Source organism: Leptospirales bacterium (assembly GCA_019694655.1).
Lineage (GTDB): Bacteria > Spirochaetota > Leptospiria > Leptospirales > Leptonemataceae > SSF53.
In genome coordinates this window covers 420,952-447,120 of sequence record JAIBBN010000002.1, presented here as the reverse complement: position 1 = coordinate 447,120, position 26,169 = coordinate 420,952, and the positions used below count along the sequence as shown (strand labels likewise).

Annotated in this window: 22 protein-coding genes; all 22 read left to right on the top strand. The window is 57.5% G+C overall.

Going from position 1 to position 26,169, the window contains the following annotated elements:
- Positions 1-26: 26 nt before the first annotated feature.
- The 22 genes from tsf to lptB all read left to right on the top strand — a co-directional run bounded on the left by tsf (position 27) and on the right by lptB (position 26,162).
- A complete protein-coding gene (gene tsf, locus K1X75_05270; protein ID MBX7057455.1) occupies positions 27-623 on the top strand; it encodes a translation elongation factor Ts in 597 nt (198 codons plus the stop codon).
- 3 nt (positions 624-626) lie between these two features.
- On the top strand, positions 627-1,361 hold the full coding sequence (gene pyrH, locus K1X75_05265; GenBank protein ID MBX7057454.1) for a UMP kinase: 735 nt from the start codon (positions 627-629) through the stop codon (positions 1,359-1,361).
- Positions 1,354-1,926, top strand: coding sequence for a ribosome recycling factor (gene frr / locus K1X75_05260; GenBank protein ID MBX7057453.1), 573 nt, complete (start codon positions 1,354-1,356; stop codon positions 1,924-1,926). The genes pyrH and frr overlap by 8 nt, the downstream gene beginning before the upstream one ends.
- Positions 1,927-1,940: 14 nt before the next feature.
- Complete coding sequence (uppS, locus tag K1X75_05255) at positions 1,941-2,714, top strand: di-trans,poly-cis-decaprenylcistransferase (protein ID MBX7057452.1); 774 nt, start codon at positions 1,941-1,943, stop codon at positions 2,712-2,714.
- A 3-nt stretch (positions 2,715-2,717) separates the two neighbouring features.
- Positions 2,718-3,647: a phosphatidate cytidylyltransferase gene (locus K1X75_05250; protein MBX7057451.1), complete on the top strand. Its 930-nt coding sequence runs from the start codon at positions 2,718-2,720 to the stop codon at positions 3,645-3,647.
- A gap of 9 nt (positions 3,648-3,656) precedes the next feature.
- On the top strand, positions 3,657-4,883 hold the full coding sequence (gene dxr, locus K1X75_05245) for a 1-deoxy-D-xylulose-5-phosphate reductoisomerase (GenBank protein ID MBX7057450.1): 1,227 nt from the start codon (positions 3,657-3,659) through the stop codon (positions 4,881-4,883).
- Positions 4,884-4,981: 98 nt separating this feature from the next.
- Positions 4,982-6,601: a site-2 protease family protein gene (locus K1X75_05240; GenBank protein MBX7057449.1), complete on the top strand. Its 1,620-nt coding sequence runs from the start codon at positions 4,982-4,984 to the stop codon at positions 6,599-6,601.
- Between the two features lie 2 nt (positions 6,602-6,603).
- Positions 6,604-8,361, top strand: coding sequence for a proline--tRNA ligase (locus K1X75_05235; GenBank protein ID MBX7057448.1), 1,758 nt, complete (start codon positions 6,604-6,606; stop codon positions 8,359-8,361).
- Between the two features lie 7 nt (positions 8,362-8,368).
- Entirely contained in the window at positions 8,369-9,613 is a 1,245-nt protein-coding gene (gene trpB / locus K1X75_05230; GenBank protein MBX7057447.1) for a tryptophan synthase subunit beta, read from the top strand.
- On the top strand, positions 9,597-10,463 hold the full coding sequence (trpA, locus tag K1X75_05225; GenBank protein MBX7057446.1) for a tryptophan synthase subunit alpha: 867 nt from the start codon (positions 9,597-9,599) through the stop codon (positions 10,461-10,463). The genes trpB and trpA overlap by 17 nt, the downstream gene beginning before the upstream one ends.
- 74 nt (positions 10,464-10,537) lie before the next feature.
- Entirely contained in the window at positions 10,538-13,408 is a 2,871-nt protein-coding gene (locus K1X75_05220; protein MBX7057445.1) for an adenylate/guanylate cyclase domain-containing protein, read from the top strand.
- Positions 13,409-13,446: 38 nt separating this feature from the next.
- On the top strand, positions 13,447-15,375 hold the full coding sequence (dxs, locus tag K1X75_05215; protein MBX7057444.1) for a 1-deoxy-D-xylulose-5-phosphate synthase: 1,929 nt from the start codon (positions 13,447-13,449) through the stop codon (positions 15,373-15,375).
- A 42-nt stretch (positions 15,376-15,417) separates the two neighbouring features.
- A complete protein-coding gene (locus tag K1X75_05210) occupies positions 15,418-15,918 on the top strand; it encodes a hypothetical protein (protein MBX7057443.1) in 501 nt (166 codons plus the stop codon).
- 331 nt (positions 15,919-16,249) lie between these two features.
- On the top strand, positions 16,250-18,139 hold the full coding sequence (locus K1X75_05205; protein MBX7057442.1) for an ATP-dependent DNA helicase: 1,890 nt from the start codon (positions 16,250-16,252) through the stop codon (positions 18,137-18,139).
- A gap of 44 nt (positions 18,140-18,183) precedes the next feature.
- Positions 18,184-19,092, top strand: a complete 909-nt coding sequence (locus K1X75_05200; GenBank protein MBX7057441.1) for a hypothetical protein — start codon at positions 18,184-18,186, stop codon at positions 19,090-19,092.
- On the top strand, positions 19,092-20,066 hold the full coding sequence (rfaE1, locus tag K1X75_05195; protein ID MBX7057440.1) for a D-glycero-beta-D-manno-heptose-7-phosphate kinase: 975 nt from the start codon (positions 19,092-19,094) through the stop codon (positions 20,064-20,066). Before K1X75_05200 ends, rfaE1 begins: the two co-directional genes overlap by 1 nt.
- A gap of 26 nt (positions 20,067-20,092) precedes the next feature.
- Positions 20,093-20,569: a D-glycero-beta-D-manno-heptose 1-phosphate adenylyltransferase gene (gene rfaE2, locus K1X75_05190; protein ID MBX7057439.1), complete on the top strand. Its 477-nt coding sequence runs from the start codon at positions 20,093-20,095 to the stop codon at positions 20,567-20,569.
- A gap of 138 nt (positions 20,570-20,707) precedes the next feature.
- Positions 20,708-22,336 carry a CTP synthase gene (locus tag K1X75_05185; protein ID MBX7057438.1) on the top strand — a complete coding sequence of 543 codons (1,629 nt, stop codon included), beginning with the start codon at positions 20,708-20,710 and terminating at the stop codon, positions 22,334-22,336.
- A 60-nt stretch (positions 22,337-22,396) separates the two neighbouring features.
- Complete coding sequence (kdsA, locus tag K1X75_05180) at positions 22,397-23,257, top strand: 3-deoxy-8-phosphooctulonate synthase (GenBank protein MBX7057437.1); 861 nt, start codon at positions 22,397-22,399, stop codon at positions 23,255-23,257.
- A 9-nt stretch (positions 23,258-23,266) separates the two neighbouring features.
- Positions 23,267-23,878: an LPS export ABC transporter periplasmic protein LptC gene (lptC, locus tag K1X75_05175; protein ID MBX7057436.1), complete on the top strand. Its 612-nt coding sequence runs from the start codon at positions 23,267-23,269 to the stop codon at positions 23,876-23,878.
- Positions 23,875-25,386 (top strand): hypothetical protein, encoded by a 1,512-nt coding sequence (locus K1X75_05170; GenBank protein ID MBX7057435.1) that lies wholly within the window; start codon positions 23,875-23,877, stop codon positions 25,384-25,386. The genes lptC and K1X75_05170 overlap by 4 nt, the downstream gene beginning before the upstream one ends.
- Positions 25,383-26,162, top strand: a complete 780-nt coding sequence (lptB, locus tag K1X75_05165; protein MBX7057434.1) for an LPS export ABC transporter ATP-binding protein — start codon at positions 25,383-25,385, stop codon at positions 26,160-26,162. The genes K1X75_05170 and lptB overlap by 4 nt, the downstream gene beginning before the upstream one ends.
- The last annotated feature ends 7 nt before the right edge of the window (positions 26,163-26,169 follow it).

Genomic DNA, 26,169 nt, shown 5'->3' with positions numbered 1-26,169 from the left:
GCAAGCAGTAGGGGAAGGTTGGTAGTATGGCAGTAGAAGTAAAGGCGGACTCCATCAAACAACTGCGCGATATGACCGGCGCAGGAATGATGGACTGCAAGAATGCTCTGATTGAAAGTTCGGGGGACCTGGACAAAGCCGCAGAAAGCCTGCGCAAAAAGGGACTCGCACGCGCCGCAAAACGCATGGATCGAGATACGTCTGTCGGTCGCGTATTCAGCTATATTCACGGCGGCGGTTCGATCGGCGTGCTGCTGCAACTCAACTGCGAAACCGATTTCGTCGCCAAGAACGACGAATTTGAGGCGCTAGGACGCGATGTGGCCATGCAAATTGCAGCGGCCAATCCACTGGCGCTGCGCGCTGAGGATGTCGACAGCGCCGTGATTGACAAGGAAAAGGAAATTATTCGCGAGCAACTGCTGAAAGAAGGGAAAAAACCGGAGCAGATTGACAAAATCCTCGAAGGCAAAATCAAGAAGTTCATGTCCGAAGTGGCGCTTCTGGAGCAGGCCTTCATAAAAGATCCCAAAATGACGGTGCAGGATCTACTAAAGGACTACATCTCGCGTTTCGGCGAGAATATCACGGTTGCGCGCTACGCTCGCTTCCAGATCGGCTGACCTATGGCCACCTCGGGCTTCCCCTATCAGCGTATCCTGCTGAAACTCTCCGGGGAAGCCTTTGGCAAGTCGGGCATCGACTACGCCAAGGTCGCGCACATTGCCGAGCAACTTCTGGCGGTGCACAAAGCTGGCATTCGTATCTCAATCGTAATCGGCGGCGGCAACATCCTGCGCGGCCAAAACGCTGCTGAGCAGGGAGTCGATCGCGCCACTGCCGACTACATGGGCATGCTTGGCACAGTAATCAATGCCCTGGCGCTGCAAGAAGCCTGCGAAAAGATTGGAATGATCACTCGAGTGCAATCGGCGATCGAGATGAAAAACATCGCCGAGAGTTACATTCGGCGCAAGGCGATGCGCCATCTCGAGAAGAACCGAATCGTTATCTTCGCCGCTGGCACCGGCAACCCCTATTTCACGACCGATACAACGGCGGCTCTGCGCGCGGTAGAAGTAGGCGCAGAGGTTATTTTGAAGGCGACCAAAGTTGACGGCGTCTACGAGGACGATCCGGTCAAGAACAGCGCGGCGCGGCGCTTTGAAGAGATCTCATACATGGAAGCAATTCAGCGCGGTCTGAAGGTCATGGATACCACGGCGCTGACTCTCTGCATGGAAAACGACATGCCGATCATTGTCTTTGATATTTTTCGCGACGAAAACTTGCCAGGGCTGATCGGCGGAGAACGAGTCGGAACCTTGATCTCCGCCCACAGTAAATTGCAATATGCCTGACTCAGAAAGTCCAATGGAAATGCTTCTCCTCGAAAGCGAGGAGAAAATGCAGAAGAGCCTTGATGTGCTCAAGCGTGAACTGGCCAATATTCGCTCCACTCGCGCCGCGCCATCGATGCTGGACCATATTCATGTGGAATACTATGGCGCCTCCACTCCGTTGATCCAATTGGCAGGTGTTAGCGCCCCGGAACCGCGGCTCTTGGTGATCTCGGTCTATGATAAGGGCGCCGTCGGCGACGTCGAAAAGGCAATACTGAAAAGCGACCTCTCGCTAACTCCGCAGACCGATGGAGCTACGATCCGGCTTTATCTTCCAGAGTTGACTCGCGAGCGCCGACAGGAGTTGATCAAGCAGGTTAAGCATCGCCTCGAAGAAGCGCGCGTTTCAATCCGAAACGTTCGCCGCGACTCTAACGATGAAGCCAAGAGAATGAAGGGCGATGGCGTTTCCGAAGATCAGATCAAGGATGCTCAGGACGAAATTCAGAAACTGACCGATCAGTTTGTGAAGAAGGCAGAGGAGTTGGCGCACCAGAAGGAAGAGGGCATCCTCGCCGTCTGAGCGGCGAGCGCGCCATGGAACTCTCGCCAGCGCGCCAACAAGCGCAGCAGTTACTCCTCGGAACGGATAACGGCGCGCGGCCCCGGCACGTCGCCATTATTCTGGATGGCAACGGACGGTGGGCAACCAGCCGTGGTTTGAGTCGATCGGAGGGCCATCGAGCTGGCGGCGAAACGCTCACGAGACTCCTTGATTTCTTTATTGAGCTCCGAGTTCCGTCAGTTTCGCTCTACGTCTTCAGTACCGAGAACTGGCGTCGACCGAAGACAGAGGTCAAAGCCATCTGGCGACTGATGAACGAGTTTTTTGAGTCCCGGCTACAGCTATGCATGGATCTCAAGATTCGAGTCATGGCCTCGGGCGACCTGTCGCGGCTGCCGACTGAAAACCGCAGACGAGTCGAGCGTGTCCTCGAAATGACGAGGCGTCACAAACGGCTTACAGTCAATTTCTGCGTAAACTATGGTTCGCAGGCTGAAATACTGCACGCTGCCAGCTCCGTACTTCAACTTCGATTGCAGGCTCTAGAGCAGGGACAGCACAAGAAGGCCTTCGCACCTATCAGCGCCCGGGAATTGGAGCGCCACCTTTATACCTATCCGCTGCCGCCCGTGGATCTTCTGGTGCGGCCGGGAGGCGAATGGCGCATCTCCAATTTCCTGCTCTGGCAATCGGCCTACGCTGAAATTTACGTGACGGATACGCTCTGGCCCGATTTCACAGAGCAACATCTGGTGCAGGCATTGCTTTGGTACCAGAGTCGCAAGCGTCGATTCGGAGGGCTTTGATTCATGGGCGAAACTGCTAAAAGAATTCTCTCCGGACTGGCGCTTGGCGCCCTGGCCCTTGCCGCGCTTGGGCTCGATACCTATCACTGGGTCTTTCTTCTGGCGTTGATCATGCTCTTTGGTCTGCTGGGTCTGACGGAATACTACCGGCTCACTGACCGGGGCATGGACGGTCGACCCCTTCGATTTGCTGGCTACTTCTTCAGTGTGCTGATCATTCTTGGCGCCTACGCTCAATTCTTGCAGACGCAGTTGAGCGCTGGTCATCTGGCGCCCAATTGGCTGCTAGCGGCCGCCGGCTTTTTGTATCCGGGTCAATCGCTCACGCCTCTTTTTCTAGTATTGATGCTGGTTTGCGCCATGGTTGGGCAGCTACTGCTGCGTCCGTTGGACGGGACCGTCTACAGCGTCGCCGTAACTGTATTTGGCCCGCTCTATACTGTGGTCAGCGTGAGCTTTGGCCTCTTGCTCTATGCCCTGCCGCAGGGCATGTTCTACACAGTGCTCTTCATCGTGATTCCGATCTCCTGCGATACCGGCGCCTACTTTGCTGGCCGCTGGTTTGGTCGTCACAATGCCGGTTTGAAAGTCAGTCCGCGCAAGACCTACGAGGGTTACGTAGGCGGCGTGATATTTACTGTGGTGGTTGCGCTGGGCTTTACCATGGCCTGGCGCAATCTGGCGCCTGCGCCTTTGCAATCGATCGCTATTGGCTCAATCGAAATGGGCGTCATGGCATTCTTCTTTTCCTTTCTGGCGATTTTTGGCGATCTTGCTGAGAGCGCACTCAAGCGCGATTCCCGGGTGAAGGACTCGGCTTCAACCATTCCTGGCCACGGCGGGGTGCTTGATCTTGCCGACGCCATTTTCTTCTGTCTTCCGGCCGGCTATCTTTACCTTACGCTGCGCGTTTGGGCCGGCTTCGCACTGTAGGCGCTATTGATGGTTGCTCGTTTTGGTGAGCTGCTGGCGGCGCAGCGCGCTCGCAAGACGCGCAAACTGGTTTTGCTTGGCGCATCGGGTTCCATTGGCGCCAGCACTTTGCGCTGTCTGCGTCGAAGATCGGAATTTAAACTGAATGCGGTCTCGGTTCATCGCTCTGTGGACCGCCTTGCTGCGATACTGAAGGAATTTCAGCCGCGCTTTGCCGCCATTTCCGACGACGCCATCGATGTCGCCCGATTGCGAACGGACTATCCTCGGACTCAATTCTTCCAGGGCGCGGCCGGTCTGCTGGAAATGCTTACTGCCGCCGCTGAGGATGGCGCGGATACGGTGCTGACCGCCGTAGTTGGCGCCGCCGGGATTCGAGCAACAATTCGCGCCATTGAGCTTGGCCTCAAGGTGGCGCTGGCGAACAAGGAGACGCTCGTAACCGCCGGACCCGTGTTGCAGCGAATGCTGCAACTCCGTTTGCACGATGCCAGCGGCGCCTGTATTATTCCCGTCGATTCGGAACATAGCGCCGCCTTCCAGTTGCTGGAAATTTTGCCAGCTCGAAGGCTGCGTCGATTGCTGCTCACAGGATCCGGCGGCCCGTTTCGTGATTTGAGTCCAGAGCAGATCCAGCAGGTGACTCGCGAGCAGGCCCTCCGCCACCCGACATGGAACATGGGACCAAAAATCACAGTGGACTCTGCTGGCATGATCAACAAGGGCCTGGAGCTAATCGAAGCTCACTTTCTATTCTCGATTCCCTATTCTCAGATTGGCGCCGTCGTCCACCGGAAGAGCCTGGTACACGCAATTGCCGAAACTGCCGACGGCAGCTATATGATGGCGGCATCCCAACCTGACATGGTCTTTCCAATTCAGTTCGCTCTGGACTACCCGGAAGCGAGCTCCGATCCATTGCCGGAAAGTACCCCGCCCACTGCGTGGTCCGAGCTGCATTTTGAAGAGGTCGCGATCGACCGCTACCCTGGCTTTGCGCTCTGTCTGCAGGCCGGTCAGCACGGCGGGGCGGCGCCGGCCGTGCTCAATGCAGCAAATGAGGCGGCTGTCGAACTTCTGCTGGCGGACCGCATTCGCTTTGCGGAGATTCCGCAAATAATTGCGAGGGCCCTGGAGCGCCTTGTCGATTTGCCTGGCGAGCAGCTGGAGGAATTGCTGGAAGCTGACCGACAGGCGCGGGTCCTGGTTGGCCAACTGGCCTCAGCGCTTCGCTGATTTTTCCGTCAACCAGGACGTCTTTCTGTATAAACATTATTTCCTTGTTACCAGTAAGCTCTGACGGTCCATGCCGTAGAGGATTGAGGGAAGCAGGTATGCTGGCATTTATCCTGGGGGGCGCTCTGATGCTGGGCGTCTGCATTTTCTTGCACGAACTGGGGCACTACCTTTTTGGGCGATTGGTCGGAGTTCATGCCGAGGTCTTCTCAATTGGTTACGGTCGCGGTATCTGGAAAAGGAAGATCGGCGAAACCACCTGGCAAATCACTGCCATCCCGCTCGGCGGCTATGTACTCTTCAAGGGCGCTGACTACGCCGAACGGCATCGCGAAATTCCTGGCGGCTTCTACTCGGTAGGTCCGCTGAAACGCATGATTCCTGTGCTTGGCGGTCCGATCTTCAATCTTGTCCTTGGCGCTCTGGTACTACTGGCGCTACATCTTAGTTCAGGGCCGCTGGCGCCGCGTATTGCCTTTGATCCCTCGGTGCGTGATCGAGCGCCGGCTTTTGCGGCAGGATTGCGCGATGGCGACCTGGTCGCTGCAATCAACGGGCAAGCTGTTGCCAGCTGGACTGACCTGGTCAATGCCGTCGCTCTTTCGGGCGGCGCCGCTCTGGAGTTTGATGTCCTTCGCGATGGCCAGAGCCAGCGCTTTACGGTGCATCCGCTCACCGGTCCTGGCGGCATCAGCGAGATTGGCGTGCGTATGCCGGGCGATATGCGCATCTCGGTGGACTTCCCTTTTCGCGAGGTCTGGAACTACCGCTTGCGCTCGGCGCTTTCGATCGTTTTTGATCCGCCGCAAATTCCGCCGACGCTTGCAGCGCTGCCCTATCTGCGTGATGGCGATGTGATTCTGAGCGCCAACGGAGTCGAGGTCCACAACGTAACTGAGTTGCAACAGGCTCTTGCACTGCGCCATGGTCAGGAGGCGCTACTCATTCTGGAGCGTGAAAGCCTTCCGTGGCTGGCGCCGTGGTTTACGGAGCGCGAAGAAGTACGCATGCCATCATCGGCCGAGTTCATTGTGCGTTTGCGCGAGGTCGTGGACCTGAAGTACAATCAGCCGGTAGCTGATCGTGACCTTTATTCGCGACTTCCGGAGTATGAGCAGGGTATCGCCGGACTGCAAATCGACGGTCGGCAGGCTCAGTCTTTCCCGAACATCGCTCGGATGTTTCCAGAGAGCCGCGCCGCTCGCATCGATCTGGACGGTCGCGGCTATAGCGCTATCGTTCGCGTAGAGCCGGTAGGGGCCCTGGGCTTTATCATGTCGCCGCAAATTCGCGGCGATTACTTGCCGGCGCATGCCAGCGCAGCGGCTGCTGCCGCCGCCGCCGCCGAGGACCTCTGGAAGCAGATCGCGGTTTATCCGGCGTTCTTTCAGAAGGTTTTTTCAGGACGCGTCTCTTTCATCGAAAATACGGGCGGGCCGGTGAAGATTTTCATGCTGGCTGGAGTCATCGTTCGCTCCGAATACCAGACCTATTTCACCTTTTTCGCCTTCATTTCTATCGCACTATTTGTGATGAACATGATGCCATTCCCAATGGTCGATGGCGGCCACCTGGTGATGTTTGCCTACGAGGCGATCTCCGGCCGTATGCCCTCCATCAAGGTGCTTGATGCTTACTATCGTTTCGGTCTCATTGTGCTGCTGGGGTTCGGGGCCTGGGTTATGTATCGCGATTTACTCTGGTCGCTTGGACTCTGACTATGCGCGCTTCACAGACGTTTATTGCGACCCTGCGCGATGATCCAGGCGACGCGGCGGTAGCCTCCCACCGACTGATGATCCGCTCCGGTTTGATTCGCAAGCTGGGCGCCGGGTTGTACCATTTCTTGCCGCTCGGCTTGCGCGCCATGCGCCGCGTGGAGCAGGTGATTCGAGAGGAGATGAATGCCGCCGGCGCTCTGGAATTTGTACTTCCCATCCTGACGCCAGCAGAAGTCTGGCAGCAAAGCGGTCGCTGGGACGCCATGGGCCGTGAAATGTTTCGAGTCCGCGATAGACACGATGTTTGGAATCTTCTCGGGCCCACTCACGAAGAAAGTTTTACGCTCTTGATGAAGGAGCTGCTGCAGTCATATCGCGATTTGCCAAAAAATGTTTATCAAATACATACTAAATTTCGCGATGAGATTCGGCCGCGCTTTGGCGTGATCCGTTCCCGCGAATTTGTAATGAAGGACGCCTATTCCTTCGATCTGGACGAGGCTGGACTGGATCGCACTTATCAGGCAATGCGCATTGCCTATCGTCGGATCTTTGCGCGGCTGGGACTCGATACGACTCCCGTGGAGGCCGATACCGGCGCCATGGGCGGCGCCGCCTCTGAAGAATTCATGACGCCCTCCGAGATCGGCGAAGAAGTACTGCTCCTTTCGGAGAGTGGCAGTTATCGATCCAATCGGGAAAAGACGCCGGTGTTGTACCCCGAAGCTAAACGGAAGGGCCGATCGGCAACCAAAGAGTCCGAAGCATTGGAGCGCGTGCATACGCCGCGATTGAAAAGCATTGAGGAAGTAGCGGCAGCGCTGGGCTGCGCGACGCGCAACATATTGAAAATGGCCATTTTTCGGGCCGAACAGCAATTGGTGGCAGTCGCTATTCGCGGCGATCGCGAAGTAAATGAAATCAAGCTCAAGAATCACCTCGGCGTTGGCGAACTGGCCCCGGCCGAAGCCTCAGAAATCAGCGCCGCCGGCGTCGTACCCGGCTTCATCGGACCTCATGGACTTAGTACGGCGATTGCCGTCGTCTGGGACCGATCGCTGGACGGCGACGAAGAGTGGATTGTCGGCGCCAATGAGTTGGACTATCACCTCAAAGGCTATGTCCCTCCTGCGGAGCGGGCCAGCGTAGATGTCGCCCTTGCCCGCGCCGGCGATCCGTCCCCCGATGGCGCTGGACCGCTCAAGGAGATGCGCGGCATTGAGCTGGGCCATATTTTCAAGCTTGGATACAAGTATTCACGCGCTTTTGAGCTCTCCGTTTTAGATGAAAACGGGCGTCAGGTAACGCCCATCATGGGTTGTTACGGGATTGGCGTAAACCGTACGGTTGCTGCGATCATTGAGCAGTGGCATGATCCCAAGGGCATTCGCTGGCCGATCTCCGCTGCGCCCTATGAGGCGGCCTTGATTTCCATTACTCGCAGCCAAACAGAGCTTGAGCAAGCGGCCGGGCTTTATCAAGCAATGCTGGCGGCAGGCATCGATACGCTCTGGGATGATCGCGATCTGCGTCCAGGAGTACGATTCACGGATGCGGAATTGATCGGCTATCCGATTCGAGTAACCATGGGCAAGGGCTTCTTCCAGAATGGAGAGATCGAGGTGCAGCTGCGCCAGTCGGGCCAGGAACGCAAGCTGAAAGGCGATACGGCTTCACTGGCAAAGCAACTCCTTGCACTGCGCGCTGAACTCTACTCTGAATTAGAGCGAGGGGTCGAGGAGGCGATGCGTGTCTGAACAAACGCTGACCAAAGGCCAGGCGGAGTCGAAGCGCAGCGATTTACCCGGCTATTTTGGAGAATTTGGCGGGCGCTACAGCCCCGAGGTTCTGATTCCGGCGCTGGAGGAGCTGGAGGCGACCTACAATCGACTGCGCGCCGATCCGCAGTTTTGTAAGGAGCTGGAATCGTTGCTGTGTGAATATGCGGGACGACCTTCGCAATTGACATATGCGCCCCGGCTGACGGAGGCCTGGGGCGGCGCTGAGATTTACCTGAAGCGCGAGGACCTGAATCATACCGGCTCGCACAAGATTACAAATGCATTGGGCCAGGCCCTTCTGGCGCGGGCGATGGGCAAAAGACGACTGATTGCTGAAACCGGCGCCGGCCAGCATGGCGTTGCGACGGCAACGATGGCTGCGCGCTTTGGCATGGAGTGTCGCGTCTATATGGGCGCGGAGGATGTGCGCCGTCAGGCCTTGAATTGCTATCGCATGGAGCTACTTGGAACGGAAGTGTTTCCCGTCCGCTGCGGAAGTGCAACGTTGAAAGATGCTACGAACGAAGCGATGCGCGACTGGGCGCAAAACGTTGGCAGCACGCACTATATCATCGGATCTGCAATTGGTCCTCATCCATTTCCAACGATTGTGCGCGAGTTGCAAAGCGTAATCAGCCAGGAAGCGCGCGCACAGCTGCAGCAGCGTTGCGGAGCTTTGCCAGATGCCGTGGTTGCCTGTGTCGGCGGAGGCTCCAACGCGATTGGCGCCTTTGCGGCTTTTCTCGATGACGCCAGCGTCGAATTGTATGGCGTAGAGGCCGGGGGCCGCGGAGATAGCGTCGGTGAAAACTCGGCCAGCATAACTTTTGGCGAAGTCGGATATTTCCACGGAACGCGATCGCTCTTCATCCAGAGCAATGACGGACAGATCGAAAATGTGCATAGCGTCTCGGCGGGCCTGGATTATCCGGGCGTCGGCCCGGAACATGCCAGCCTGGCGCGTAGCGGACGCGCCAGATACGTACGCGTTTCAGATGAGGCTGCGCTGGCAGCTTTTCGTGAAACGGCGCGCCTGGAAGGAATCCTTCCGGCCCTTGAAACCTCGCACAGCCTGGCCTATGCGCGGGAGCTCGCTGGCCGCATCGGACGCGGCGGCCGGATCTTGATTTGCCTTTCTGGACGAGGCGACAAGGATGTTGTTGAGGTCGCCCGACTTTCTGGCCGTGCGCTGATTTCGACCGGAGCAGAGCATGAGCCAGGATCTTAAGGAATACATATCATCTCGCCTGGCCGATGGGCCTGTATACATGCCCTACCTTACCGTTGGCGATCCCAGTCGGGAGGCGACCATTCGCTATGCGGCGGCGATGATTGACGCCGGCGCTGACTTGATGGAACTGGGGCTCCCTTTTTCTGACCCTACGGCCGACGGTCCGGTCATCCAGGCAGCGATGGTCCGCGCCATGGCGCAACCGGGCTTCAATCTCTCCGCTACTTTCGATACAATCGAGTCCATTCACAAGTTGCGCCCAAAAACGCCGCTGGTCATCCTGAGCTATGCTAATCCCGTCTTGCGCGGCCTGCGAACTGGCCCGGACCAACCCATCGCAGATTCGCTGGACCTTTTCTTAGGTCGGGCGGCGCAATGCGGCGTGCGTGCTCTGGTCACGCCAGATTTGCCCTTCGATTCCCCGGAGGGCGGTCTGCTGCGTAAGCTTGGGGCTGGCTATGGTATCGATTCAATCTTGATGGCCGCGCCCAACAGCAGCGATGATCGTTTGCGAGCAATTTGCGCCGCCTCGCGAGGCTTTATCTACTACGTCACAAGTTTGGGAGTAACCGGCGTTCGCCAGGCGCTGCCGCCGGAATTGCAAGAACGAGTCGCATTGGTGCGCAGGCTATCCGGATTGCCTGTGCTTGCCGGTTTTGGTTTCAGCAGTCCGGAGCAGGCCGCCGAGCTGGCAGGAGTGCTGGATGGAATCATCGTCGGCAGTCTGAATCATCGAATCATAGCCGAGAGCGCGGAGCGGGCTGAGGCAGAGCTGGCGCGCGTCACTGCAGCCTTCAAGGCCGCCTCTCGACGTCCGGCCTTGGCCGCCGGGGAAAAAGAGTTGTAAGGCCAGGGGAGGGGATGAGCGTCCCTCCCATGCGCGCGTTGTTGTCTTTTTTTCGCGGGATTTTCGCCTTCGTCATGCGCATCGGCCGGGGGTCCGGGACCGGCGAGGATCGCCTGGACTTTGGACTGCTTCTACGGAGGCTTGTGCTTGCGGCCGGCGCGTTTGCACTGGTCCTGATCCCTGTTGCTTTCGCGCTAAACTGGATTGCATTTCAGTGGGAGGCGCCAGCAAAGATCCTGGCCTGGCTGATGCGCGAGCTCTACTTCACGCTGCTGCCTGGCGTGATCTATATCATTCTATTCCTGACTCGCGAGAACAGCGCCGCCGGCGATTCGAAGGCGGCAAAAGTACTGCAGCGCTCCGACTGGCTCAAGATCGGCGGAGCGGGCCTTGCTGTGGCGCTCTTTGCAGCAGCCTACGGCTCTCCCAACGACTCTTTTTTTCACCGAATTGATCCGCTCTTTCCTTTCCTGGAAACGCGCTTCTACGGACTGCCCTACTTTGAATCCTCCAACGTTCGTTTTGGCCCAGATCTGTTCACCTTTGTGCTCTACCACTCGGCGCAGTCCTTTCTGGTTCTGGCGATTCTGGTTTTTCGATCGCTGACCCGAATTGGCCTCGATCGAACCAAAGTCGGCGCAATCGTAATGAACTCGATTATCGCTGTGGCCCTGGCTCTTGGGCTGGCGCGCGCTGGCGTCTTTCGCTACCTCGAGGAGTCTTCTGTTGCATTACTCTACCAGTATACCCGCAACTACCAGGGGGAAGACGGGCCGAATGGACTTCCCTACTGCCCGACACAGGAGCTAATTGCGAGATATGAAGCGGCCTTGAAGCAGGAAGAGCAGCAAGCTCTAGCCGAAAATCGTCCCTATTCGGTTGTGCTTGAAGAGTTTCCGACTCCGCCGGGGGTGCGCGAAGACATTCGAATCATTGGCGTAACCACCCAGGATATTGAACGCAACGGCGGCTGGCCGCTGGACTGGCAGCTTTACGCCGACATTACCAACCGCATGGCTAAAGCGGAGAACAACATCCTGGTATTTGACATTAACTTTCTTGATGCCAAGGGCGTCTTCGGCGCCGGCGCCTGCGAGAGTCTGATGGTTTGCAGCCCGCGTCCAGGTGTTGTGGTTCGCCGGCAAGATGAACTGTTTGCCGAGGCGATGCACAATTCGCCCAATAAGGTCATTGCCGACTACCCGATCGAATCGACCACCGAGCAGTTTGGACAATTGCAGAACTACTCCGAGCGGCTGCGAATTCTGGATCAGAAGTCTGCAATTCGGAATGTGCACAATGGCGACATCGCTCGCATTCAAGCGCAGCTGCCGGTGCCGCCCATTGCCGTGCTCGGCGAACAGATGGACACGATGGGTTATGCCAATGTGTTTCCAGACGAGGATACGAAGATCAACCGACGGGTGCCCCTGGTGTTGAGGGTGCCCAATCTCGAAAAGCTAAACGCATCCCCGGAAGCCTATGATCCATCGGTCGATGACCGTTACTATCCTTCTGTTGCGCTCTCCGCTGCGCTCACCTACTTCGGCGTCGACCCTGTTAAGGATGTTGAAATTGACTTTCTCAAAGGATATGTTCTTATAAAGAATATTCCCGAGCGTACTTTTCAGGAAGTTGATAACGTCCGACTGGAAGTCGTGAATCGCGATATCATGCGCTTTCCAACGCCTGATCGAAGTCTGCGCATTCCTATCGATCAAGACGGCTTCATGAACATCAACTTTCGCGGAGGCCTCTACTGTTTCCGCTACAATAATGTGTTCAACATTGCTCGTGACAAGAGCGTGGCCGATATCGCCAGTACGATGAAAGATAAGATCGTTCTGGTGGCAATGTACTATGCGACCGGAGTTGATACGGCGAAGGACATTCACCTTTCTCCCTACGGCAATATGGCTGGGATTGAACACCAGGCCTACGCCATCAATACGATCCTCAACCAGGACTTTGCCCTGCAGGCGCCGCCCTGGGTCAATTTGCTGATTCTGGTCGCTGTTGCCTTGTTGGCCGCCTGGTTCCAGCCGAGGGTCTCCACCGGATTGAGCTTCTTGATCTCCATCGGAATTATGGCGTTGTATCTGGCGCTGACGGTGCTCTTAACCTTTGGCGTATATAGCTACATTCACACCCTGCCGACCGTTCTTGTTGAGCAGATTGTAATACTCGTGGCCTTCATCGGCTTTCGAATCTTTGCCGAAGAGGAGAACGTTAAGTACATTAGAAATACTTTCTCCAAATTTGTGTCTCAGGATGTGGTAAACGAGCTTCTCGCCAATCCGGAAGCGATCGCTCTCGGCGGATCAAAGAAGGAGATCAGCGTATTCTTCTCTGACGTGCGCGGCTTTACGACCATTTCTGAAGCTCTGGGGCCGGAAGATCTGGTTCAGTTGCTGAACGAATACCTCTCCGAGATGACGGAGCTAATCATTCACTACCGCGGAACCATCGACAAATACATGGGCGACGCAATCATGGCCTTCTGGGGCGCCCCCGTGCACAATGATGAGCACGCATACTTTGCCTGTGTGGCAGCGCTGGCACAATCGCGGCGACTGAAAGAGCTGCAGCAGGTCTGGAAGGAGCGAGGAAACTTCTCTATCGACATTGGTATTGGCATCAATACCGGCTTTGCCGTCGTTGGCAACATGGGTTCCAGCCGTCGGATGGACTACACGGCCATGGGCGATACGATCAATCTCGGGTCGCGTCTTGAGGGCATTACCAAAACCTACGGCGTCAAGATCTGTATCTCTGAATTTACCTACGCTCATGTCAAAGACCGCGTGTTTGCCCGCGAGTTGGACGTAGTCCGGGTGAAAGGAAAGCATGAGCCGGTTCGAATCTATGAACTGATGGGTTTGAAAGATGAAAGCGACCTGGATCGGCTGATTGACGTTCGCACTGCAGTCGGGGCCAGCGCTTGATCTATCTATCTTGAAGTTTGCAGCAAACTGAGTTTGGGATGAGCGACTACGCGCTACTGCGAAGCATTGACGACCCATCTGCCTTGCGGCAGCTCAAGGAAGCGCAGTTGCCGCAGGTCTGCCAGGAACTACGCGAGTATATTATCGATACGCTTTCCCTGGTCGGCGGTCACTTTGCTTCAAATCTGGGAGTCGTAGAACTCACCGTCGCTCTCCACTACGTATTGCAGACGCCGGAAGACAAATTGATCTGGGATGTCGGTCACCAGATTTATCCGCACAAGATCCTGACTGGACGGCGCGAGCGCCTCAAAAGCGTCCGGCGCAAGGGCGGCCTTTCCGGCTTCCCAAAGCGCAGCGAATCGCCCTACGATCTCTACGATACCGGGCACGCCGGAACCTCTATATCACAAGTTCTTGGCGAGGCGATCGCTCGCGATGTGCGCGGTCTGAAGCATAAGTGCGCCTGCGTGATCGGCGATGCATCAATTGCATCCGGCATGGCCTTCGAAGCGCTGAATCATGGCGGTCATGCGGGCGCTGATTGCTTGATCATCCTGAATGACAATGACATGTCCATTTCCCACAACGTGGGTGCACTCAATCAGTATTTCAATCGATTGATCATGTCGCCTGCCTACAATTTCTGGAAACGCGTGTGGTACGCCTTTCTGGTCTGGCTGCCGGTGATTGGGCCTGCGCTGCGAACAATGTCGCGCAAATTTGAGAAGTCGTTCAAAGATCTGATGACGCCCGGCGGATTTTTTGCCGACCTGGGCGTTCGCTATGTCGGACCGGTGGACGGCCACGATGTGCGCGATCTGGTTCGTACTCTGCGCAAGAGTCTGGAACTGAAAGGCCCGGTGTTACTTCATGTCTATACCCAGAAGGGCAAAGGATATGAGCCGGCAGAGACCAATCCGATTCGCTACCACAGCGTAACTACTTTCAACCGCGAGAATGGCGATTTCGCCAGCAAAGCGGCCAGCGACCAGATCGACTTTAGTAAAATTGTTGGCGCGACTCTGCTTGAACTGGCTCGCCAGAATGAACGAGTGGTCGCTATTACGCCGGCAATGATCGAAGGGTCAGGATTGCGTCCTTTGTATGACGCAATGCCGGAGCGCGTTTACGATGTAGGCATCGCCGAACAGCATAGCATGAGCTTTGCCGGCGGTCTGGCGTCCGGCGGAGTCATACCATACCTTTGCATTTACTCTACCTTCTTGAATCGCGCTTACGATCAGCTAATTCAGGACGTAGGCCTGATGAACTTTCCGGTGCGCATGATCGTTGATCGCGGCGGCTGTGTCGGTCCCGACGGCGAAACACACCAGGGACTCTACGATCTTGGCGTTTTACTTTCGACGCCGAACGTTCGCGTCTACGCGCCAGCGACAGGCGGAGAACTCAAAGCAATCCTTCATTTCATGGAAAGCTATGAAGAAGGTCCAATTGCAGTGCGCTTTCCCAAGGCCAGCTGCTCCCTGGCCAGTCTGGAAACTTTGCCTGATGTTCGTTCGCTGCGACCGGAGATTTTCGGAAACGGGCGCGATCTGGCCATCGTAGCGGTGGGCGTATTGTGGGATATGGCCCAGGTCGTCGAAAGAGAATTGCGCAATCGTTACGGGCTGCTTTCGCGCTGTGTTGGATTGCGCTGGATTCGACCGCTGGACGTTGAAGCGCTGCAGACGGAGATCCGGGCTTGCGATCATTTTATCCTGCTGGAGGATTCGTATATCTATTCCAGCGCTGCATCCTACGTCTGCGATCAGATCGGGCCGGTTCTGTCTGCTAAACGCCTGCATACCTTTGCCTTCCCCGAAACCGCCATCGAGCATGGCGGGCGCGAAGAGATCATGGCCGACTACGGGCTGTCCGCCGAGCGAATTGTAGCCCGGGTGGCGGAAGCGCTAGGCCTGGAAGGAAAAGTTTACACCCCGCTGGCAAAACCCTCCGAAATTTAATCTGTCCGCGGCCGCGGCTCGGCGGCGGGACGCGGAGGAACTATGATCCCGGAAGCGCGGGCCTTTTACCAGGAAGGCGTTAGCGAGGCCCAGGCCGGCAACTATGATGCCGCCGAATTCTTCTTGCTCAAATCCATTGAGATCGATGCCACTGGCGGCGCCTACGCGTCCCTCGGTTGGCTCTACGGCTCCGTGCTGAAGCAAGAACACTCTGCATTTCGTTGCTTTCGCAACGCCATTCGACTGAATTCAGAGAATGGCGATCACTTCAATGATTGTGGCGCGTTGCTGTTAAAAGCCGGTCGAGCGCGGGAGAGCGTAAAATGGTTTCTCCGCGCCTTGCGTTGTCCGGAGTGCACTCGACGTCACCTGACGCTGTACAATCTCGCAATTGTTTACCGCCGCTGGAATCGTCCGGAGCGAAGCCGACGCTTCCTGAATCTGGCACTAAAGATCGATCCTGAGTTTGCGCGGGCTCGCGCCATGCTCAAGGATATCGAAGGCGAACTCTCTTCGCTACAAAGCGATCGCGCAGATCTATAGCCAGGGGCGCCCTTCGCTGCTCAAAAAGCTTCCAATGACGGCGGGCGGCCGCGACAGCCGGGGCGCCGAGAGAATATTCTTTCCCGCAGCGCACGGTAGCGGCGCCTGTTTCTTCTCTTGCGGCGTCCTGGCCCTTCCATAGCCTGGCCTCCAGCGCGCAGCCCGATCCTGCCAGTGGGACTGCAGCGGAGGGCGCATCCTGTCTGCCATTTACCAGCCTGACGCCGGCAACGAACGTCTTGCGGAAGATCCGCTGCGGGCCCTGTCCGAAGCCGGCGGTCAGCTTTCGGATCTTTGGCCTGATTTTGTTCCGCGCCGCGCCCAATGGGAGATGGCGCGGGCAGTTCAAGATACGTTACGTCGCGGCGGGCATCTTTTCGTTGAAGCTGGAACCGGTTCGGGTAAGACCCTGGCCTATCTGCTGCCGCTGCTTCAGTTCTCAGCCAGAGAGGACGTGCGCGTTGTAGTCTCTACTGATACGCGCTCACTGCAGAGCCAAATTCTAAAAAATGAACTGCCAGCGGTGGAATCGTTGCTGGGGCGAGGCCTGCGCGCCGAGATTTGCCTGGGCGCCGCGAACTATGTTTGCAAGCGAAAGCTGGACCTGGCCCTGCGTGATGGGAGTCTGGCCGCCGATCCCGGAATCGATCTTGCCGACTTGAACGCCTGGGCTTCGGCAAGCGCCAGCGGTATTCGGGAGGAGTACCATGGCAACGTCGCTGCGCGCAGCTGGCGTCAGATCGTTCGAAATCCTGACGATTGTCTGGCCTCGCGCTGTCCAAACTATTCGGAATCTTTTTACTTTGTGGCTCGCGAGCGTTGGCGGCAGGCCAGGCTTCTGATTGTAAATCACAGTTTGCTTTCCGCACATCTTGCAGTGGGCGGTCAATTGCTGCCGGAGTTTGATGCGCTGGTAGTGGATGAGGCGCACCGGTTGCCGGAGACGATTGTTCGATCCTTTACCGCCGAAGCGGGATACAAAGATATGCACGATGCATTGTTGCGCCGGGGGCCTTCGGCCGGCGTTGCCCTGCAGGCGCTCGACGCACTGCTGCGTGAACTGCAATCGGAAATGGCCGGAGCTGGCGCCACCCGCCTGCGGCCCAGGCAATCGTTTTCATGGCCTTCCCTTGTAGCTCTGATCGAACAATTGGCAGCGCTGCGCAAAGATTTGTCCTTCCAGCTGGAATCTACGGAGCGCGAGCAGGAACTGGAGCTAGGATTGCCGGCCGAAGAACGGGGCGCCCGTCAATTGAAGCGTTTGGAAATTCAGACCGAAATCGACAGACTGGCAGTCTACGAGCGACTGTTAGGTGCCCTGGGCGGAGGACCAAGAAAGAACGAAGCATTCTGGATGGAGATAAACTCTGACCGTAGCGACATCACAATGTACCTGGCGCCTCTGGAGTCCGGCGAAATCCTGGCCGAGCGGCTGCTCGATAAATGCAGCGTGGTGTTTTGTTCGGCGACCCTGGCGGCCAGCGGCGCCGATCCGTTTCGATTTTTTCGGCGTGAATCTGGGCTGGAGGCGCTCATTCAACGCGGCGGCAGAGCGGGCGGAGAATTGATCCTGGATTCGCCCTTTGATTTTCCCAATCGCTGTTTAATCTATCTGCCGCAGCGAATGCCCGATCCGCAAGACGATCAGCAATTCGGGGAGGCCAGTGCGAAGATCTGCGATGCGCTGCTGCAGACGACAGGCGGCGGCGCCTTCCTGTTGTATACGTCGATCCGCGCACTGGAGCAGGGCGCCCGTCTTTTGCGGCAGTTGGATCCGGAGCGCGAACTTCTGCTGCAAACCGAGCTTGGCGCCGCGCGCAGTCTGGCCCGGTTTCGTGAGACGGCTAACGGCGTGCTGCTGGGCCTGGCGACGTTCTGGCAAGGCGTCGATATTCCCGGCGATCAACTGCGTCTGGTGGTGCTGATGCGCATTCCATTCCGGCCGCCCGACGAGCCGCTGCTTCAGGCCAGAATGGAGCGCCTGCGCGAAGAAGGCGTAGATCCTTTCCATGAATTGCAAATCCCGCAGGCGGCGCTCAGCCTGAAACAGGGCTTCGGGCGATTGCTGCGTCGAATTGAGGATCGCGGCGCAGTAGCCATCCTCGATCCGCGCCTCCGTCAACGCGCCTACGGGGCCCGGCTGCTGGAGAGCCTGCCGCCCGCACGCCCGGTCCATAGCCTGGCCGAGTTCCAGAGCGCCTGGAAGCAATTGTTTGGCTGAGCTTCCAGCAGGTGCTTTCCCGCCGGAATTCCGATAGTATAGCAGTGAGCCTTCGTCGTCTATCCTGTTGCTGCATCTTCATCGCCTGTGCGCTCCAGGCCCAGCCGGCCTCGGGCGTCTGGCCGGAATCCGATCCGCGTCGTCTGGTGCAAAGCGGTCCGGATTCTCGCGTGGATTGGAGCAATGGCGCGGTCTACGCCCGCGCCACCGTGGAACTGCCGCACATCAGCGCCAATGGGGCGCCCGGCGAACGGAGCGCGTCCTCTTTGACTGACGCACGCGCGATAGCGCGCTCCGAAGCGCGTGAAAAGGCGGCATTGCGATTGATGGGCGCTCTTTCCGCGTTGCGACTCGATGGTCGCCGGACCCTTGGCGAACGGATGCATGAGGACCGAGAATTGCGCGAGCGTCTTGGCAATCTGGGCGATCGCTTTCGAGTCGCCTCGCGAAATACGGGCGAGGGTCAGGTCACAGTCACGCTTACATTGCCTTTCCTTGGCGCCCAGGGACTGTATTCCGTTCTCGCTCGGTCCAGCTACGCCAGCGAAGCAATTCCACAGGCCGGCCCGGTGGATGCGCTCGACCCGATCAGCGGTCTGATTGTCGATCTCAGCGAGGAGCCGGATTTTCAACCATCCCTGGAGCCGCGCATCTTTACCGACCGCGGACGATTGATCTATGGGCCGGAGGTTGTCAGCCGCGCCTGCGCCGTACGTCGCGGATTGGCCGCCTATCATTCTTCCGTGGATCGGGCGCGAGAAGATCGGCGTGTGGGCCAGCGTCCTTTCTATACCTTTGCCGGAGGAATTCTTGGACCAGGGCGCAGCGATATATATCTCGACTCTGAAGATGTCGAGCGAATCCTCGGCCACGAAAGCGGACGTACAGCGTTGCGTCGTTGTGGCGTAGTTATCATTGTCAATCCGCAGAATCTGAAGGCGAGCGCTCAGTAGTGCAGCAAATTCTCGAACGATTTTCCAATCAAAGCGTGCTGGTACTTGGCGACTTCATGCTTGATGAATATGTGCATGGCAGCGTGGAGCGCATCTCACCGGAGGCCCCTGTTCCAGTAGTGCTGGAGCAGAGCGTGCGTCTGGTTCCGGGCGGCGCTGGCAATGTGGTGCGCAACTTGCGCGCCCTGGGCGCCCGCACTCTGGTATGCGGAATTGTCGGGAATGATGAAGCGGGGCAATCGCTGCGCAGATTGTTGAGCGATCAGGGTCTGTCTGCCGAGGACGGAGGCCTGGTCGAGGCGATCGATCGGCCGACCACGCGAAAGACGCGCATCCTTGCCGGTCAGCAGCAAATTTGTCGCCTGGATCGCGAAAGTCTGACCCCGGTCTCGGCCCATGCCCGGCGCGAACTGATGGACTTTATTGAACGGGCGGCGGCGCAGGTACAGGCGATGATTATCTCGGACTACGACAAAGGCGTCGTAACCCCGGATATCATTCAGTATGCGGTGGAGTGCGGCAATCGGCGAGGTTGCTTTATTTCTGTCGACCCGCAGGTCACGCATTTCGATTCCTACCAGCAGGTTGGCGTGTTGACGCCAAATCATCATGAAGCCGGTCGCTACTTGAAGCGCAGTCTCGTGGAGGACGAGGCCGTGGTTGCCGGCGGCTGGGAAATCATGGAGCGCCTGCAATGCAAGATGCTGATTATCACGCGCGGCGAAAAAGGCATGACACTCTTTGGTCCGCAGGGCGCCACGGCGCGCCATTTCCCGACGCAGGCGCGCTCAGTGTTTGATGTTACCGGCGCCGGCGATACGGTGATCTCTGTTTTTACGCTTGCCATGGCGGCGGGCGCTGCCCCCGAGGAGGCGGTGCGACTCTCCAATCTGGCTGCGGGTATCGTGGTGGCGCAGCTGGGCGCCGCAACCGTCAGCACAGCGCAACTGGGCGCCGCTGCTGCAGCGGGGTAGCGAACTTGTCCGCTTTTGCCAATTCCCTGGAGGCGAAAATTTTCGCCGAGGTCAATGAATTGGCCAGGCGACTGGCGGAGCTGCGCACTGGACGGATCATAGTACATACCAACGGCTGCTTCGATATCTTGCACAGCGGTCACGTGAGCTATCTGGCGCGGGCCCGCGATCTGGGCGATCTTCTGGTAGTGTCGCTAAACAATGACGCCTCGGTGCGCGGGCTGAAGGGCGAGGGGAGGCCCTTGAATCGCGCCGAAGACCGCGCGCTGGTTCTGGCCGCTCTGGCCTGTGTGGACTGTGTCTGCTTCTTTGGCGAAGCGACTCCAGAGCGGAACATTCGAACCCTGCGCCCGGATATCCACTGCAAGGGCGGAGATTACCAGCCGGAGCAGCTGCCGGAGGCGGCCGTGGTCGAGAGCGGCGGCGGACGCATTGAGATACTGCCCTTCGTAACCGGCTACTCCACGACGGCGCTGGTCGATCGCATCCGCTCGCTTGGCTGAAGCTCTTCCGGCGGGCGTCCAATTTCGAATCGCACCCGACAAAAAGGCTTCAAAGCCAGCCGCAACTTCTAAATCTGTCCCGGGCGAAGCTGCATCTTCTGGCCTCCCGGCCCCGGTTTCTCGCCCAGCGGATTGGCCATGAGCGAGAAAACCATCACTACACGATACATCTTTGTTACAGGCGGAGTATGTTCTTCTCTCGGCAAAGGCGTCACTGTCGCTGCCCTTGGTTGCCTGCTTGAAAATCGCGGCTATCGAGTAAGCTTGCAGAAGATGGATCCTTACATCAATGTGGATCCGGGCACAATGAGTCCCTTTCAGCACGGCGAAGTCTATGTGACTGACGACGGCGCGGAAACGGACCTCGACCTGGGCTACTACGAGCGCTTCACCGCCAACACCAAATTGACGCGTCAGAACTCGGTCAGTACTGGCCAGATTTACCATTCGGTGATCCAGCGCGAACGTCGCGGAGATTACCTGGGTCGCACCGTGCAGGTCATTCCGCACATTACCAATGAAATTAAGAACCGAATGACGCAACTCAACCGCGAAGAGGAAATGGACTTCGTCATCGTCGAGATTGGCGGTACGGTGGGCGATATCGAAGGTATCCCTTTCCTGGAAGCCATTCGTCAAATGCGACGGGAGCGCGGACGCGAGGGCGTTTGCTTCGTGCATCTTACGCTGGTGCCAACGATTACTGTAGCCGGAGAGGCCAAAACGAAGCCTACCCAGCACAGTGTTAAGGAACTACAAACCTTTGGCATTCAGCCGGATGTGCTGGTTTGCCGGGTAAATCGCCCGTTATCCAAGGATATGAAGGAAAAGCTTTCGCTTTTTTGCAATGTGGCGGAAACCAATATCATCTCGGCTCGCGACATCGAGAGCAGTATCTATGAAATTCCGGACATGTACCGGCAGGAGAATCTTGATCTGGTTGTACTGAAGCATTTTTCCATGGACGCCGGGCGACTCAACTTCAAGCGCTGGAGTCAAATTCTCGAGGTCATTGAAAATCCACGAAAAACTGTTCGTATCGCAGTTGTTGGAAAATACATTGCTCTACAAGATGCCTACCGCTCGGTCTACGAGGCCTTGATGCATGGCGGCATCGCCAATCAGGTCCAGGTTGAATTTGCACGCATAGATCCGGAAGCGCTGGAGGAGGAGGGCGTCCGTTCTCAGTTTGATGGAGTACACGGAATCCTGGTCCCGGGCGGCTTTGGCTCGCGCGGTATTGAAGGCAAGCTGCTGGCGATTCAGCATGCCCGCCTGAAAAAGCTTCCGTTTTTCGGGATTTGTCTGGGCATGCAGTGTATGATCATTGAGTTTGCTCGCAATGTCCTCGGACTGGAGGGCGCAAATTCGACGGAATTCGATCCATCTACTGCGCATCCGGTAATCTCATTGTTGGAAGAACAGCAAGGGCTGACGCAGAAGGGTGGAACGATGCGCCTCGGAGGGTATCCTTGCGTGATCGAGGAAGAGACCCTGGCTCACCGTGAGTACCGCAAGAGCCGCATTCGCGAGCGTCATCGCCATCGATTTGAATTTACCCTGCGTTACAAAAGCGCCATGGAGGCCCAGGGTTTGAGATTCAGCGGGATGAGCCCCGACCAGCAACTTGTAGAAATAACGGAATTGAAAAGTCATCCGTGGTTTCTGGGCTGTCAATTCCACCCGGAATTTCAGTCCAAACCCATTGCGGCGCACCCCCTGTTTGCCGGCTTCATTGCCGCGGCGGCGAAACTGGCGCGTTCTTGAAGCAACGAATACGGATTGCCTGTCCCCCGGTCCGATCCTTTTCTGGGAAGAGAGCTCTGAATGGCGTTAATTGAGGAAAGAGAATTTCTGCAGGGACGTCGCATTGGCGGTCGGCAGCCATTTTTTTTGATCGCTGGTCCTTGCGTAATCGAAAGTCGCGATCTACTGCGGCGCGTTTGCGAGAAGATGAAGAACCTGGCGGACGAGCTGGGCATTCTCTACATCTTCAAGAGCAGCTTCGACAAAGCCAATCGGTCCTCAGCCGAGAGCCCCCGTGGACCCGGCATGCAAGAAGGATTGCGCGATCTGGAAGCCATTCGCAACGAATTCGGCGTGCCGGTACTGACCGATGTCCATGAGAGCGCCCAGGTGGCGGCTGTGGCGCAGGCAGTCGATATTTTGCAGATTCCCGCGTTTCTATGTCGACAGACCGATTTGCTGACGACCTGTGCCGAGAGCGGCCGCTGGGTAAATGTAAAGAAAGGTCAGTTTATGGCGCCCGCCGACTGCGGCGAGATAGCCAACAAGATCATCAACGCCGGCAGTCAGAAGTATCTGCTGACAGAGCGTGGCGCGACCTTCGGCTATAACAATCTGGTCTTTGATCCGCGCTCTCCGGAGATCCTTCATTCCATGAACATTCCGGTCATCATGGATGGCACGCATTCTACGCAACTGCCAGGCGGCGGCAAACAATCGGGCGGCGCCAGGCACTTTGCTGCGACTTTGCTGCGGGCGGCCGTCGCCGTTGGCGTCGAGGGAATCTTTATGGAAGTGCACCCTGATCCGCCGCGCGCCTGGTCCGATTCAAGCAATCAATACTACCTTGACCAGGCGCCAGATTTACTGCGCGGACTGTACAAGCTGGACCGCCTGGCCAAGGAAGAGCTGCTTGCTCCGACGGAGCCAGGTCGCAGTTGACTGCGCGGTATGAGCGGATTGATGCGCGGCTTCGTCGCAGTGACAGCAATACTCTTTCTCAGTTTCGGTTTTGCTATTGGCTGTCCTGCTGGCGACCGAGTGATCGAGGAGCAGGTTCGCGAGCCCGGCGCTACGATCCGAATCAAGGACTTCGTTCGCGAATCAATCAGAGCGGATGGTCGGACTGAGTGGCGCGTCGATGCCGGCGAGGCCTTCATCTTTGATCGCGGCGAAGAAGACAATCGCGTCATCGCCTATGAGTTTCGTTTTGTACAGTACGACGATCAGGGCAAGGTCATGGATCGCCTGATCGCGGAACGGGGTGAAATCGACTACAACGCCGCAATCGTCAAGGTGAGCGGAGCAGTGCGTTTCTGGAGCGCCAGCGGTCGACAGGTCGAAGCCGAATCTCTAGAATACGATCGGGAGACGCAGATTCTGCAATCCGAGCAGCCTCTTAAAATCATAGAGCGCGGCAATGTGACGCTCTGCCAGCGCGGCGCAGAGATCGACAATCAGAACAATCGGCAGTTGTGCCGCGCCCCAGTGGTGGCCGCCCAATCAAGCGACGCTTCCAATCACGCTGGCGAAAACTCCAATCCGCTGGATTTGTTCGAATGAAAAGTCGTCGGCCGTTTCTTCGGGCGCCGGAGATTGCACTGCGACGCGCTGGCTGCGCTGCGCTATCCGCAGTCTGCGCCGGGCAGCTTTTGTTATGCGTTGCGATTCCGCAGCAAACGCAGCCGGCGGCCGATCCAGAGCAGCCGCCCGCCGCTCTGGAAAACGTGGTAGTCGAACAGGCGGAGAAAACTTCCGAGCAGGAGGCAGGCGCATTGCAGGACGGATTGCGCGACGAGCGCCGCGACCGTCGCGGGCGGCCCCTGACCACGATTTTCAGCGGCGCCGAACTGCTGCGCGAAATCATTGAACGGGACGGAGCGGAAGTTGTGCGCATTACCATTCAGGGCGGCGCACAGATACGCCATAACAGGATCGAAATCAGCGCAGCGCGCATGGTAATCGAAGGCGGCGAATCCGGCCGGCTGGAAGGCGGGGTGACGGTAATCGACCGTGATAGCGGCGCACGTTTGCGCGCAGCGCAAGCGGTGTATTCACGATCAGAGCAGATCGTACAGTTGATCGGAAATCCACAGCTGCTATCGTCGCCGGCCGGCCAGCAGCCCGCTTTGTTGACCTGCACAGCAATGAAACGAGATCTTGCCGGACGGACTACCAGTCTGGATGGCGACGTACGCATCCATCAGGATCAATGGACGATCGTCGGCGATCGCGCTGTCTACGAAGATGCAACGCGAATTTTGACGATGGCCAACGCCCCGATGATCTTTGGGCGCACCCAATTTTTAACCGGCGACCAATTGACCTATAACACTGCCAGCCGCGAGGCAGGTCTTGACGGTCGGGCAATCTTTCTTTCGTCGGATCGTCCCGATACGGCGCCGGCAATCGTGGCTGCCGACGATCAAACAGTCGACGAATTCCTGCGCAGCGGCGGCGAATTGCAGCGCTCGGCAGTGGCGGCCGAGGTCGGCCCAACGGCCCTCAGCGCGGACTCCATCCGCTACGCCCCGGCGGCTGGCGCGGGGGTGCGCACAATCGCCGAGGGCCAGGTGTTGATCACTCGCGCCGGAATGCGCATTGCTACCCCTGCGGTGAGCGCCTATGGCCGTGATCTGGCGTTGGTTCATACGGATCGGGGCGTCGAGATGCTGGATCGAAACGAAAATATTTCGGTGAGAGCGGGAGTTATGGAATACGACCGCCAGCTCCAGAGACTGCGGCTGGAAGGATCGCCAGAGATCGGTTTCTTGCGCCCGGGCTCCGCCGAGGTTCAGGCCGCCTTGCGCGGGGCCGCCATTGAACGTAGTTTTGCTGAACATCGAACTACTGCTTACGGAAGCGTGGAAATACAGCGCGAGGAATACCGGGCGACTGGAGAGCTGGCAAATTACTTCGAAGAACAGGGCGTCATTATTCTTGAGGGGGATCCTTCGATCCGCAGCGGCGTCAGCAGGATTCACTCCGAAAAGATTCTTTTTTATCCAGAGACAAATCGCATCTTGCTCTACAACCGGATTCGGGGATATCTGGGCGGCGGCGCGCAATGACCAGAAACGTACGAAAAGCTGCAGCACGCACAGTAGCCCATAACGAGCCGTCCGGGCGAACCTTGAGTTGCGAAGGCCTTTCCAAAACCTACGGGCGTCGCCGGGTCGTGGACGGCGTAAGTTTTTCCATTCAGCAGCGAGAAATTGTAGGTTTGCTTGGACCGAACGGCGCAGGCAAGACTACATCATTCTACATGGCCGTAGGACTGGTCGCACCGGATGAGGGGACTGTGCGCATCGATCGGGACGATGTCACTGCGCTGCCAATGTACAAGCGCGCCCGGGCTGGAATTGGATATTTGGCGCAAGAGGACTCCGTCTTCCGGAAGCTGAGCGTTGCCGAAAATATCGAAGCCGTGCTTGAAATGCGGTTTCGCGATCGAGCAGAAATCGCTTCGCGCCGGGACGCCCTGCTGGAAGAACTCCACCTTTCCCATGTGGTAAATCAAAAAGGATTTACGCTCTCGGGCGGAGAGCGTCGGCGCTGCGAGATCGCCCGCGCCCTTGCCGTAGAGCCGGACTTTATTCTGCTGGACGAGCCATTTGCCGGCGTAGACCCTATTGCCGTGAAGGATATCCAGCAGCTGGTCGTACAGCTGCGCGAACGGGGCCTGGGTATTTTGATAACGGACCATAATGTTCGGGAGACGCTCCGAATTACGGACCGCTCCTACATCATGTATGGCGGCCGGATCCTTCGCGCCGGTCGGCCCGCGGAATTGGTGGCCGATCCGGAGATTCGCTCAAAGTATCTGGGCGAGGACTTCAAACTCTAAACCGATT